Raw genomic sequence first — 13074 nt, forward strand, 5'->3', positions numbered from 1 at the left:
CGGGCGTCGGCCGCGCGGACGGCGGCTGCGTCGGCGTCAGCGCCGGGATGATGCGCTGGGCCAGGTCGGGCAGGGTCTCGGCCGCGGACCGGGTCTGGCCGGGAGCGGCCACCGGCAGGATGAACGTCAGCGTGTCGACGCCGTAGACCAGGGCGAGGGTGGTCTCGTCCGGCCGCTCGACGAGGACGCCGGGGACCGAGCCGACGGTGATGTCACGCGAGGCGGTGGCCGAGCCGCGCTCGGCGTTGGTGTTGAGCTGCCACTGACGGGTCGCGGACGCGGTGTCGCCGTAGCGGCCGATGTTGAGCTGGAACAGCACCGGGCCGGAGTTGCGCGCCCCGCCGAAGGCCTGGGCCTGGCCGCCCGCGCGGTAGGTGCAGGCGGTGCGCTCGGTGCGGTTCACCGACGCCTCGGGGACGCCGCGGACCGACTGGACCGACACCGACCCCAGGACCTGCCCGAACAGCGCTCCGGCCTGCTCGGGGTCCATCAGCTGCACACAGTCGGTGGGCAGCGCGATCGGGATCGGTTCCCGCCCTGCCTGGGCGGCGCCGGACTGCTCGGCCGGGAACGTCGGGACCGCGATCCCGGTGTCCCCGGACGCCGTGCCGCATCCGGCGAGGACCGCGGCGAGCAGGACGCCCGCGAGTGCGGACCGCCCGTGACGCAGGAACGTGCGGTCGTGGGACAGGGACTCGCCGGAACGCGTCCGGCGGACGGTACGGCCGGCCATGCACCCAATCTAGGCCGACCCGAAGATCGACTCCGGACGGCTGCGCGCGCCGTGACCAACCGCAGCCGAACCGTGATCTGCACCTGGCGTGTCCGCTCTGACACGCCGGGCGACGTGAACGGGTGTCGACCGGGGCCCGTAGGGGCCCGGAAACGGGCCGGGCCCCGGTGACCGTGACGGTCACCGGGGCCCGGTGTGGTGCTGGTGGCCGGTCCGCGCGGGACCGGCCGGGGGTGATCAGGCCCCGCCGGAGAGCTTCTCCCGCAGCGCGGCGAGCTGCTCGTCGCTGGCGAGCGAACCACCCGACTCGGCCTGGCCACCGCCACCGCCGCCGGTCGACCGGTCCTCGTCACCGCCGGAGGAGTAGTTCGCCGGCGCGATGTCGTTGCCGCCCTCCGCCTCGGCCTCGGCGGCCTTGCGGATCTGCGCCATGTGCTGGTCGTAGCGGGCCTGCGCCTCGGCGTACTGCTTCTCCCAGGCCGCGCGGGCCTCGTCGAAGCCTTCCTTCCAGTCGCCGGAGTCGACGTCGAAGCCCTCGGGGTAGATGTAGTTCCCCTGGTCGTCGTACTCGGCGGCCATGCCGTAGCGGGTCGGGTCGAACTCGGTGTCGACCGTCATGCCCTCGTTGGCCTGCTTCAGCGACAGCGAGATGCGACGGCGGTCGAGGTCGATGTCGATGACCTTGACCATCGCGTCGTCGCCGACCTGGACGACCTGCTCCGGGATCTCGACGTGGCGCTCGGCCAGCTCGGAGATGTGGACCAGGCCCTCGATGCCCTCCTCGACGCGGACGAACGCGCCGAACGGGACGAGCTTGGTGACCTTGCCCGGCACGATCTGACCGATCGCGTGGGTCCGGGCGTACAGGCGCCACGGGTCCTCCTGGGTCGCCTTCAGCGACAGGGAGACGCGCTCGCGGTCCAGGTCGACGTCGAGGACCTCGACGGTGACCTCCTGGCCGACCTCGACGACCTCACTCGGGTGGTCGATGTGCTTCCAGGACAGCTCGGAGACGTGCACCAGACCGTCGACCCCGCCCAGGTCGACGAACGCACCGAAGTTGACCACCGAGGAGACGACGCCCTTGCGGACCTGACCGCGCTGCAGCTGGTTGAGGAACTCGCTGCGGACCTCGGACTGGGTCTGCTCGAGCCAGGCGCGGCGGGACAGGACCACGTTGTTGCGGTTCTTGTCCAGCTCGATGATCTTGGCCTCGATCTTGCGACCGACGTAGGGCTGCAGGTCCCGCACGCGGCGCATCTCGACCAGCGAGGCCGGGAGGAAGCCGCGGAGCCCGATGTCCAGGATCAGGCCGCCCTTGACGACCTCGATGACGGTGCCCTCGACCGGCTCGTCGGCCTCCTTGAGCGCCTCGATCGTGCCCCAGGCGCGCTCGTACTGCGCGCGCTTCTTGGACAGGATCAGCCGGCCCTCCTTGTCCTCCTTCTGGAGGACGAGGGCCTCGACGAACTCGCCGACCTCGACGACCTCGGCGGGGTCGACGTCGTGCTTGATCGACAGCTCACGCGAGGGGATGACGCCCTCGGTCTTGTAGCCGATGTCGAGCAGGACCTCGTCACGGTCGACCTTGACGATGGTGCCCTCGACGATGTCGCCATCGTTGAAGTACTTGATCGTCTGGTCGATGGCGGCGAGGAAGTCCTCCTCCGACCCGATGTCGTTGATAGCGACCTGCGGCGTGGTCGGGGCGGCGGTGGTGTCGGTGGACATGTAGTGAGGTGCTCCGATGGATTTCTCTGGCATGGTCGGCCCGGTCGGCTCTGCTGCAGCAGCGCGCCCCGGTTCTGGTACGTGTAGCTGTGACGTTGTAACAGTCACCCTCTGGCGTCGATTCCCGTGGTCGGGAACATCGGTGCACGGACATCCGCGAGATCGGCGCTGGAGTGGCGCCGCGCGGTCGGCCGACACGTTGACCACGGTGCGGGAAGAATGGTACGCGGCCCGCAAACCCCCCGGCAATTCGGGTCCGCCATCCGCGGGAGCGCATGCGCTTGCGACGATCGGGTGGTCATGAGCAGCCGCGACGAGTACTTCTCCGCCGAGGACACCGTGGGGACCGCCGGTGTCGCCCGGCGCCGCGTCGGCAGCGCCGAGTCCGAGGCGGCCGGGCGCCGCTGGTGGGACGCCGACGCCGACGACTACCTGGCCGAGCACGGTTCCGACATCGGCGACGAGGCGTTCGTCTGGTGCCCGGAGAACCTGCACGAGGACGAGGCGGGCCTGCTCGGCCCGCCCGCGGACCTGGTCGGGAAGCGGGTGCTGGAGGTGGGCGCCGGCTCCGCCCCGTGCAGCCGGTGGCTGGCCCGCCGCGGGGCGCACCCGGTCGCGCTCGACGTCTCCGGCGGGATGCTGCGTCACGCGGCCCGGCTGAACGACGCGCTCGGGCTGCCGGTGCCGCTCGTGCAGGCCGGCGCCGAGCACCTGCCGTTCGCCGACGCCACGTTCGACCACGCCTGCTCGGCGTTCGGGGCGATCCCCTTCGTCGCCGACCCGGGTCGGGTCATGCGCGAGGTGCACCGGGTGCTGCGTCCCGGCGGGCGCTGGGTGTTCGCGGTGAACCACCCGATGCGCTGGGTCTTCCCCGACGACCCCGGCGAGCAGGGGCTCACCGTCGTCCAGTCCTACTTCGACCGGACCCCGTACCTGGAGGTCGACGGCGACGGCCGGGCCACCTACGTGGAGCACCACCGCACGCTCGGCGACCGGGTGCGCGATGTCGTCGCCGCCGGCCTGGTGCTCGACGACCTGGTCGAGCCGGAGTGGCCGGAGGGCCACGAGCGGGTGTGGGGACAGTGGTCGCCGCTGCGCGGCGCGCTGTTCCCCGGCACCGCGATCCTCGTGACCCACCGGCCGGGCTGAGCCGTCAGACCTCGAGGACCGCGCCGGTCTCCAGGTCGTAGCGGGCACCGATGATCGTGAGGTGGTTGTTGCAGACCGCCCCCGACAGCGACGGGTCGGACGTCAGCTGCGCGACGACCCGGCGGACGTTGGCGTCGACCGCGCCGGCCACGGCGCCCTCGCCCTCGCCCTCGCACACCGGGACGATGTCGCCGACCAGCGCACCCAGCGTCGACGGCGCCGGCGCGGGCTGCCCGGCGGCGACCGACACGGCAGCCTTCACCGCACCGCACTGGGAGTGGCCGAGCACCACCAGCAGCGGGATGCCCAGCGCCCCGGCGCCGAACGCCAGCGTGCCGAGCACCGCGTCGTCGACGACCTGACCGGCCGTCCGCACCACGAACAGGTCTCCCAGCCCCAGGTCGAACACCAGCTCCGCCGGGACGCGGGAGTCCGAGCAGGAGAGGATCATCGCGGCCGGGGTCTGCCCCGCCACGGCGGCGGCGCGCTCCTCGGCGGACCGTCGCGGATCCTCGCGCTCGTCGCGCTGCCAGCGCCCGTTGCCCTCCAGCATCATCTGCCACGCCTGGGCCGCGGTCGGCCTGCTGTCGTTCGCCATAGGGTCTCCCTCGGTCGGCTTCCACCGACCAAGATCGGCGAACGGGTCCGTGCGGGCAAGCATGCACGCCGCCGCACCCCTCCCGTGTGACGAGACCCGCACGGCCGGCGGCCCGGACCGTCTCGAGCCACTCCGCCCGGCCGGCGGCCGGGTCGTGGCGGGCACCGGCGACCGGGACCACGGGGCGCCACGTCGTCCCGGGCGGCGGCGCGTCGTAGGGTCGGCGGGTGCCGATCACCCCCGACCAGCTGCCGGAGCTGAGCTCCGAGCACGCCGACGAGCAGCTCACCGACCGGATGGGCATCGAGATCCTCGAGGCCGACCTCGACGAGGTCGTCGGCCGGATGCCCGTCGCGGGCAACCGCCAGCCCTACGGGCTGCTCCACGGCGGCGCCAGCGGCGTCCTCGCCGAGACCCTCGGGTCGACCCTGTCCGCGCTGCACGCGCTGCCCGAGCGGTTCCCGGTCGGGCTGGAGCTGGCCTGCACCCACCACCGTTCCGCCACGTCGGGCTGGGTCACCGGGACCGCGCGGCCGATCCATGTCGGACGGTCCACGTCGACCACCGAGATCGTCCTCGTCGACGACGACGGCCGTCGCGTCTGCACCGCGAAGCTGACCTGTCTGCACCGCGACACACGACCGCCGGTGACCTGACGCTCGCCCTGCGGCACCGTCGCGTTACGTCTCGGCTACGTCCTGGTCCGAGACGTCCGTACCAGTTCTCTCCTCGGCTACGTTCGCCCCCATCACCCATCAGGGTGTCGCACAGAGTCGTGTCCGACGACCCCACCGAGGACGAACGTTGTCACCACCCCCGCTCCCGCGCCGACCGCGCGCCGATCGCGCGGCCACCCCGCCCGTCGGTGCGTCCCGGCCCTCCCCGATCCCCACGACCGCCCGGTGGCTGGTGGGCCTGCTCATCACCCTGCTGGGCGCGCTCGTCCTGTCCGGGACGGCCGCCGCGGCGACCGCCCCCGCCGGCCCCGTACCGGCCTCCCCCGGTGCCGTCGCCCCGTTCCAGCAGGCGGACGGCATCGACGTCAGCGGCACGCTGCGGAACCAGGACGGTCAGCCGCTGCCGGACGTACGCATCACCGCCGAGCGCGACGGTGCGCCGGCCGGTGAGACCCGCTCCGAGGCCAACGGCCGCTGGACCCTGACGGTCCCCGGCGCGGGCTCGTACCTGTTCCGGCTCGACGAGGCCTCGCTGCCGCCCGGCACCGAGGTCCTGCAGGGCGAGACCACCCGCGAGGTGACCGCCGGATCGCTGAACACCGTGGTGTTCCGCTTCGGCGCCGAGGTCGAGGGCACCGACACCGGCGGGTTCGCGACCTTCCTGCGGCTGCTCGTCGACGGCATCCGGTTCGGCCTGGTCATCGGCATCTCGGCGGTCGGCCTGTCGCTGATCTTCGGCACCACCGGCCTGACGAACTTCGCGCACGGCGAGATGGTCACCATCGGCGCCGTCATCGCCTGGTTCATCAACGTCGGCGGCGGCGTGCAGCTGATCCCCGCGACGATCGTCGCGATGCTCATCGGCGCCCTGCTGGGCGCCGCGAACGAGCTCGGCATCTGGCGGCGGCTGCGCCGGCGGGGCGCCGGGCTGATCGCCCAGCTCGTCGTCTCCATCGGCCTGTCGATCGCGCTGCGCTACCTCGTGCTGATCATCTTCGGTGGCCGGTCGGAGTCCTTCGCCGACTACACCGGGCAGACCGTCCGGAACTACGGCCCGGTCGCGCTGACCGACAAGGACCTGTCGGCCATCGTCATCGCGATCGTCGTCCTCGTCGCGGTCGCGCTGCTGCTCCAGAAGACCCGGATCGGCAAGGCCATGCGCGCGGTGTCCGACAACCGGGACCTCGCCGCGTCGTCGGGCATCGACGTCGACCGCGTGGTGCTGTTCGTCTGGATGCTGGGCGGGGCGCTGGCCACCCTCGGCGGCGTGCTGTTCGCGCTGTCGGAGCTGTCCTCCACCGTCCAGTACGAGATGGGCTTCCGCCTGCTGCTGCTCATGTTCGCCGGCGTCATCCTCGGCGGCCTCGGCACCGCCTACGGCGCACTGCTCGGCTGCCTGATCGTCGGCATCCTGGTGCAGCTCTCGACGCTGGTGCTGCCGCTGGATCTCAAGTACCTGGGCGGGCTGGCCGTGCTGATCGTGATCCTCGTGTTCCGGCCGCAGGGCCTGCTCGGGTCCCGGGCACGGATCGGCTGAGGGGGCGGACATGATCGACTTCGGACAGCTCCTCACGGTCGGGCTCTCGCAGCTGATCGGCCCCTCGGCCATCTTCTTCGCGCTGCTGGCCCTCGGCCTCAACATCCACTTCGGCTACACCGGGCTGCTCAACTTCGGCCAGATCGGCTTCGCGCTGGTCGGCGCCTACGGCATGGGCATCTCGGTCGCGAACTACGGCGCCCCGCTCTGGCTGGGCGTCCTCATCGGCATGGCCTGCGGGGTCGCGCTCGCCCTGGTGCTCGGCATCCCGACGCTGCGGCTGCGCGCGGACTACCTGGCGATCGTGACGATCGCGGCGTCGGAGATCCTGCGCCTGATCACCCGGTCGACCTCGCAGACCGGGTTCACCGGCGGCACCCAGGGCCTCACCGGGTTCGCCGACTCCTTCGCCCGCGCCAACCCGTTCGGCACCGGCACCTACGACTTCGGGGTGCTGTCGCTGCGGGGGCCGGACCTCTGGTCGATCCTGGTCGGCTGGACGGTCGTCGGGCTGTGTGTGCTCCTCACCTGGCTGCTCGTGCGCAGCCCGTGGGGCCGCGTGCTCAAGGCGATCCGGGAGGACGAGGACGCCGCCCGCGCGCTGGGCAAGAACGTCTTCGCCTACAAGATGCAGGCGCTCGCCCTCGGCGGGGTGTTCGGCGCGCTGGGCGGCATCGTGTTCGCCCTGGCGACCCAGTCGCTGACGCCGGACTTCTACTCGCCGCCGCAGACCTTCTTCGCCTACGCCGCGCTCATCCTGGGCGGCGCGGGACGGGTCTTCGGCCCGGTGGTCGGCGCGATGGCGTTCTGGTTCCTGCTGTCGGTCGCCGACGCGTTCCTGCGCCAGGCGACGGCCGGGGAGTCGCCGCTGCTGCCGTTCATCTCCTCCCAGGACGTCGGCGCGATCCGCTTCGTGCTCGTCGGCCTGTTCCTGGGCCTCATGATGGTGTTCCGACCACAGGGCATCTTCGGACGCCGCAGGGAGGTGCTGGGCGATGGCCGCTGAGGACACGACCCCCGACCCGACCGTGACCGACCCGGCCCGCACGCTCACCGGCGTCGCCCCGGAGCCGGGCGTCGCCAAACCGGACCCGGTGCTCACCGTGGACGGCGTGACCCGCACGTTCGGCGGCCTGAAGGCCGTCGACGTCGCCCACCTGGAGTTCGAGCGCGGCGCCATCACCGGCCTCATCGGCCCCAACGGCGCCGGGAAGACGACCCTGTTCAACCTGCTGACCGGGTTCGACCGGGCCGACACGGGCTCCTGGATCTACGAGGGCAACCCCCTGCAGAAGCTGCCGCCGCACCGGGTGGCCCGCAAGGGCGTCGTCCGCACGTTCCAGCTCACCAAGGCCCTCGCGGGCATGACGGTGCTGGAGAACATGAAGCTCGGCGCGGTCGGGCAGCGCGGCGAGACCTTCCTCGGCGCGCTGTTCACCGGCTGGGGGGCGCAGGAACGGCGGATCACCGAGCAGGCCCGCGAGCTGCTGGCCCGCTTCAAGCTCGACACCAAGGCCGAGGACCTGGCCGGGTCACTGTCCGGCGGGCAGCGCAAGCTGCTCGAGATGGCGCGGGCCCTGATGATGGACCCGAAGGTCGTCATGCTCGACGAGCCGATGGCCGGGGTGAACCCGGCGCTCACCCAGAGCCTGCTGGGGCACGTGAAGTCGCTGCGCGACGAGGGCATGAGCGTCGTGTTCGTCGAGCACGACATGGACGTCATCCGGGACATCTCCGACTGGGTCGTCGTCATGGCCCAGGGGCGGGTGATCGCGGAGGGGCCGCCCTCGGCGCTGTCGTCGAACCAGGCCGTCGTCGACGCCTACCTCGGTTCGCACCACGACCAGGTCCTCGAGTTCGACGAGCACGGCAACCCGGTCGGGCAGACCGCGGAGATCGTCGCCGAGATGGAGGCCGCCGAGTTCGAGGGCTCCCTCGCCGACGACGGCACCGGCACGGCCCACCCGGATCAGGAGGGGAAGCGCACATGAGCGAGCAGGCACCCGGCGCCGACCGGGCCATGACACCGGAGCAGGCCGCCACCCCGGAGGTCCACCGCGAGCTCGCCGAGGGCGCCGTGCTGCGGGTCGACACCCTCGTCGCCGGGTACGTGCCGGGCGTCGACATCCTGACCGGCAGCGACTTCTTCCTCCGCGACGGCGAGATCGTCGGCATCATCGGGCCCAACGGCGCCGGCAAGTCGACGCTGCTCAAGGCCATGTTCGGGCTGATCCCCGTGCGCAGCGGCACGGTCCGGCTGCGCGACGCCGAGATCACCGGGGCCAAGGCGCACGCCCTGGTCACCAAGGGGCTCGGCTACGTCCCGCAGCGCGACAACGTGTTCCCCTCGCTCTCGATCGAGGAGAACATGCAGATGGGTGTGTTCCTCCGGCCGAAGACGTTCGCGACCCGCTTCGACGTCGTCGCGGACCTGTTCCCGATGCTGGGGCAGCGCCGGAAGATCAAGGCGGGGTCGCTGTCCGGCGGCGAGCGCCAGATGGTCGCGATGGGACGGGCCCTGATGATGGAACCGTCGGTGCTGCTGCTCGACGAGCCGTCGGCGGGCCTGTCCCCGATGCTCCAGGACGAGGTGTTCGTCCGCTGCAAGCGCATCAACGCGGCCGGGGTCTCGGTCATCATGGTGGAGCAGAACGCCCGTCGCTGCCTGCAGATCTGCGACCGCGGCTACGTGCTCGACCAGGGCCGCGCGGCCTACACCGCGGGCGGCCGCGACCTGCTGAACGACCCGAAGGTCATCGAGCTGTACCTGGGGACGCTGGCCGGCAGCAGCGAGAAGAAATGACCTGACGCGCCGGTCCCGCGACGGCCCCGTTCCCCCACCCACGGGGGGCGGGGCCGTCGTGTTCCCGGCGCCGGTCCACCGGGACCACCGGGCCGGTGCGCACCGGGTGCCGCCCGGGCGTGGTGCCCTGCGTCGCGCCGGGTGGCGGGCCGGGGCATCGTCCCGCCGGTGGGGCCCGGCCGGTCCCGAGCACGACGAGGGGGCGGGCCGTGGCGGCCCGCCCCCTCGTGTCGGTGCGTGTGGTGCGGCGTGTCAGCCCTGGGCGCCGACCCGGACGTAGGTGGTCGCCGCCTCGTCGATCTGGTTCTGGCCGTTGAAGGTCTGGACCCCGTACGACCCGGAGCCCGGCTCACCGGCGTCGGTGAAGTCGAGCGTGCCGGTGGCGCCGTCGTAGTCGACGTCACCGCCCCGGTCGAGGATCGCCTTGCAGCCGGCGAAGTCGGTGCACTTCTCGCCGTCCTTGGTGATCCCGTTGATCTGGGTCGCGATGTCCGCACCGTTGGTCGACTTCGCGGCCTCGGCGGCCAGCGCCGAGACCACGACGGCGTCGTAGGACTCCGCCGCGTAGTTGAAGTCGGTCAGGCTCGGGTCCTGCGCGGTGAGCCGCTGCCGGAAGTCGCCCGACAGCTCGGTGAGCGGCAGAGTGCCCTTCATCCCGTTCAGCAGGCCCGCGGGCAGTCCCTCGCCCAGGGCGTTGCCCATGTTGCCGTCGGTGCCGTACACGGCCTTCTGGGCCGGTCCGATCTGCACCTCGCTCATGCGCGACAGGATCCGCTTGGACTCGTCGAAGCCGATGACCGCGACGGAGTCCGGGTTGAACTGGGCGACCTGGTCGATCTCGGGGTTGAACGACGCCGCGTTCGGGTCGTAGATGATCTTGGTGATCTGGTCCTGCGGGATGCCGGCGGAGACCAGGTTGCGCTCGGCGCTGTCCGCCAGGCCCGAGCCGTACGGGTCGTTGCGGGCGAGCAGCGCGACCCGCTGGCCACCGTCGGAGGTGATCAGCTGCGCGAGCGCCTGCCCCTGCAGGACGTCCGGCGGCGCGGTCCGGAAGTACAGGCCGCGGTCCTGCCAGCAGGTGAACTCGTCGGAGGTGTTGGCCGGCGAGAACTGGACGACACCCGCACCGGTGATCTTGTCGATGACCAGCTTCGACACACCCGACGCGGCCGCACCGACGATGACCTGCGTCCCGGCGCTGAGCTGCCGGTCGACGGTCTGGTTCGCGATGTCGGTGGTGTCGTCACCCGAGTCACCGCGCAGGTGCTGGACCGGGTTGCCGAGGACTCCCCCGGCAGCATTGATCTCCTCGACCGCCACGTCCACCCCCGCGAACTCGGGCGGACCGAGGAACGCCAGGCTCCCGGTCTCCGGCAGCAGGGAGCCGATCTTCAGCGGCGCGGTGCCGGGATTGCCGGTGGCCTGTGCCTGCGGCGGGGTGCATGCCTGCCCCGCGGCGGCGGGCTCCTCCGAGCCGCCGGTGGCCCCGCCGGAACCGGTGTCCCCGCCACCGCATCCGGCCAGTACCAGCGACGCCGCCCCGGCGAGGGCGGCGAGTCGCCACGTCGTTCGCGTCATTCGAATCCCCTTCGGTTCTCCGCCCGCCCGAAGCAGCGCGGGAGGATGGCGGAAAAGTAGTACGCCCGAACCAGGAAAGGGGACACCGTCACCACTCGTGACAGGAATGTGATCCGCCGACACCAGCGTGACACAAGTGGATCTTTTCCGGTGCCCGGACGGGCACCTTCGGTAACCGGAATGGTCTCGTGATGCATCGGAACGGTGGCACCGGCCCCGTCGACGGACCGTCGGCCGGCGGGGCCCGGCAGGGTGGCCCGCCGGCCGGCACGGACGACGCCGGCCCCGCCGCGCGGTGCGCGACGGGGCCGGAACGACGGTGCCGGGCGGCGGTGGTCGACCACCGCCTGTGTCTCAGGAGGACTTGGCCGGAGCCAGCCCCTCGACGACCGCCTCGGCGACGGCCTTCATGGTCGTCCGGCGGTCCATCGCGGTGCGCTGGATCCAGCGGAAGGCCTCCGGCTCGGACATCTTCTGTGCGGTCATGAGCAGGCCCTTGGCCCGGTCGACGACCTTGCGGGTCTCGAACCGCTCGTTGAGCGAGGCGACCTCGTCCTCGAGCGCCTTCTTCTCGGCGAACCGGGAGACGGCGAGCTCGATGGCCGGGACCAGCTCGTGCCGGGCGAACGGCTTGACCAGGTAGGCCATGGCGCCGGCGTCGCGGGCGCGCTCGATCAGCTCGCGCTGGCTGAACGCGGTCAGCATGACGACCGGCGCGATCTTCTCCTCGACGATGGTCGACGCCGCCTCGATGCCGTCCTTCTTGGGCATCTTGACGTCCATGATCACCAGGTCGGGCTTCAGCTCGCGGGCCTGGGTGATGGCGGCCTCACCGTCACCGGCCTCACCGGCGATGCGGTAGCCCTCCTCGGAGAGCATCTCGGCCAGGTCCATGCGGATCAGCGCCTCGTCCTCGACGACCAGCACCCGCCACCCGGGCTGCGGGCCGTCCTCGGCCGGCGTCTCTGCGGGAACGTTGTCGGTCACCGGAGAACTCCTTCATCGGTCAGTGGGGTGTCCGGATAGCCCAGGCTACCGGCGGTACGGGTGCACAGCCGAACCACTTCGGCCTTTCGTGTGCGGAAACACGCTCCGCCGGCCGCATTACCCGTCCGATCGGGCAGGGGCGGCGGTGCTCACGCCGCCGGGCCGAGCGCGGCGTCCGGCGCGGCGACGGCGTCACGTCGCGCGACCGACGGCGAGGTCGCGTGCGCCGGCCGGTGCGCGCTCCCCACCCGGTCCGGGGCCGCCTCGGCGAGCGGCATGACGGTCGTCGGAGGTGGTGCCGAGGAACCGGCGCGGAGTGGCGTACTCGCGCACGGAACCGTCGGACGGGCGGGCCCGGACCCCGTTCGTGGCGCGGCAGCCGCCGGAAGGGGGCGGGTCGCGCAGGACGCGGTCGGGGCGGGCGCCGACGATGTGGCGCCGCCATTGCCGAGCAGGATCGGGCGGGTGTGCCCCAGCCCGTCCACCCGGAGGAACATGCAGGCCAGGAGGTGGGGGCACCCCGGGACGCGGGGCCCGCAGCCGTGGGCCGACACGTCTCTCAGATCGACGAATGGTGCCCCCGGTGGGATTCGAACCCACACTGTACGGTGTTTGAGACCGCTTTCTCTGCCAGTTGGAATACGAGGGCGAAAGCAATTCGCTGCATTCTGTTGTGAACCGATCCTAGCGGGTTCCGGGCAACCCGCGGCAGCCGACCCGCCTCACACCGGCCAGCTCAGGAACCGGCTGCGCGGCGGCCCGTCCCCGAGCACGTGCAGCACCCCACCCGGTGCCGGGACGGGGTCGCTACCCCCGGTCCCGGGCACGTCCGGCCAGCGCAGGGCGGGCGCCACCGACGGGGCGACGACGAGCGGGTGCCCGGCGAACGTCGTCGCCAGCGGGGTGTGGACGTGCCCGCACACCACCAGCGTCGGGTCGCTGCGCGCGGCGAGCAGTGCCTCGAACACACCGGCCTCGAGCAGCCGCATCCCGTCGAGGACCGGGTGCCCGACCGCGACCGGCGGGTGGTGCAGGGCGACCAGCAGCGGCGCGGGATCCCGGACGGCCTCGGCGAGCAGGGCGACCGCGGCGTCGGACAGCGCGCCGTGCGGCGCCCCGGGTACGAGGGTGTCGAGCAGCGCGACGGTGGTCCCGCCGGTGCGGTGCAGCCGGTCGCCCACCGGTCCGACGGCGTCGGCCATCGCGGCGCGGTCGTCGTGGTTGCCGGGCACGTGCAGCGCGCCGAGGCCGTCGAGCAGCCGTGCGGCGGAGGAGTAGGAC

Annotated in this window: 13 protein-coding genes and 1 tRNA gene; 6 read left to right on the forward strand and 8 right to left on the reverse strand. The window is 72.2% G+C overall.

Features of this window, described 5'->3' with window-relative positions; all coding sequences use genetic code 11:
• A partial coding sequence (locus GTW08_RS24935) for a hypothetical protein (protein WP_161152621.1) occupies window positions 1–733 on the reverse strand: 733 nt, incomplete at its 3' end.
• A 237-nt stretch (window positions 734–970) separates the two neighbouring features.
• Window positions 971–2464: a 30S ribosomal protein S1 gene (gene rpsA, locus GTW08_RS24940; RefSeq protein ID WP_073576983.1), complete on the reverse strand. Its 1494-nt coding sequence runs from the start codon at window positions 2462–2464 to the stop codon at window positions 971–973.
• Between the two features lie 300 nt (window positions 2465–2764).
• Between rpsA and GTW08_RS24945 the strand changes: the two genes are divergently transcribed.
• A complete protein-coding gene (locus GTW08_RS24945; RefSeq protein ID WP_073577126.1) occupies window positions 2765–3613 on the forward strand; it encodes a class I SAM-dependent methyltransferase in 849 nt (282 codons plus the stop codon).
• A gap of 4 nt (window positions 3614–3617) precedes the next feature.
• Here the strand turns inward: GTW08_RS24945 and GTW08_RS24950 are convergent, their stop codons facing one another.
• Window positions 3618–4211: a carbonic anhydrase gene (locus GTW08_RS24950; protein ID WP_073576984.1), complete on the reverse strand. Its 594-nt coding sequence runs from the start codon at window positions 4209–4211 to the stop codon at window positions 3618–3620.
• A 227-nt stretch (window positions 4212–4438) separates the two neighbouring features.
• On the opposite strand from GTW08_RS24950, the gene GTW08_RS24955 reads away from it, so the two are divergent.
• The 5 genes from GTW08_RS24955 to GTW08_RS24975 all read left to right on the forward strand — a co-directional run bounded on the left by GTW08_RS24955 (window position 4439) and on the right by GTW08_RS24975 (window position 9228).
• Window positions 4439–4867 carry a PaaI family thioesterase gene (locus GTW08_RS24955; protein ID WP_073576985.1) on the forward strand — a complete coding sequence of 143 codons (429 nt, stop codon included), beginning with the start codon at window positions 4439–4441 and terminating at the stop codon, window positions 4865–4867.
• A 253-nt stretch (window positions 4868–5120) separates the two neighbouring features.
• Window positions 5121–6425, forward strand: a complete 1305-nt coding sequence (locus GTW08_RS24960; RefSeq protein ID WP_253068015.1) for a branched-chain amino acid ABC transporter permease — start codon at window positions 5121–5123, stop codon at window positions 6423–6425.
• Between the two features lie 10 nt (window positions 6426–6435).
• Entirely contained in the window at window positions 6436–7431 is a 996-nt protein-coding gene (locus GTW08_RS24965) for a branched-chain amino acid ABC transporter permease (RefSeq protein ID WP_062402727.1), read from the forward strand.
• On the forward strand, window positions 7421–8416 hold the full coding sequence (locus GTW08_RS24970) for an ABC transporter ATP-binding protein (RefSeq protein ID WP_083658863.1): 996 nt from the start codon (window positions 7421–7423) through the stop codon (window positions 8414–8416). The genes GTW08_RS24965 and GTW08_RS24970 overlap by 11 nt, the downstream gene beginning before the upstream one ends.
• Window positions 8413–9228: an ABC transporter ATP-binding protein gene (locus GTW08_RS24975; protein WP_062402724.1), complete on the forward strand. Its 816-nt coding sequence runs from the start codon at window positions 8413–8415 to the stop codon at window positions 9226–9228. Before GTW08_RS24970 ends, GTW08_RS24975 begins: the two co-directional genes overlap by 4 nt.
• Before the next feature lie 252 nt (window positions 9229–9480).
• On the opposite strand, the gene GTW08_RS24980 is transcribed toward GTW08_RS24975, so the two are convergent.
• The 5 genes from GTW08_RS24980 to GTW08_RS24995 form a co-directional block, all read right to left on the reverse strand.
• Window positions 9481–10806, reverse strand: coding sequence for an ABC transporter substrate-binding protein (locus tag GTW08_RS24980; RefSeq protein WP_073576986.1), 1326 nt, complete (start codon window positions 10804–10806; stop codon window positions 9481–9483).
• Window positions 10807–11160: 354 nt separating this feature from the next.
• On the reverse strand, window positions 11161–11793 hold the full coding sequence (locus tag GTW08_RS24985) for an ANTAR domain-containing response regulator (protein ID WP_062402721.1): 633 nt from the start codon (window positions 11791–11793) through the stop codon (window positions 11161–11163).
• 149 nt (window positions 11794–11942) lie between these two features.
• Window positions 11943–12071, reverse strand: coding sequence for a hypothetical protein (locus tag GTW08_RS32600; protein WP_255497756.1), 129 nt, complete (start codon window positions 12069–12071; stop codon window positions 11943–11945).
• Between the two features lie 294 nt (window positions 12072–12365).
• Window positions 12366–12442 (reverse strand) — tRNA-Leu (locus tag GTW08_RS24990).
• Between the two features lie 73 nt (window positions 12443–12515).
• A partial coding sequence (locus GTW08_RS24995; protein ID WP_161152622.1) for a metallophosphoesterase occupies window positions 12516–13074 on the reverse strand: 559 nt, incomplete at its 5' end.

Source organism: Pseudonocardia sp. SID8383 (genome assembly GCF_009864975.1).
Lineage (GTDB): Bacteria > Actinomycetota > Actinomycetes > Mycobacteriales > Pseudonocardiaceae > Pseudonocardia > Pseudonocardia alni.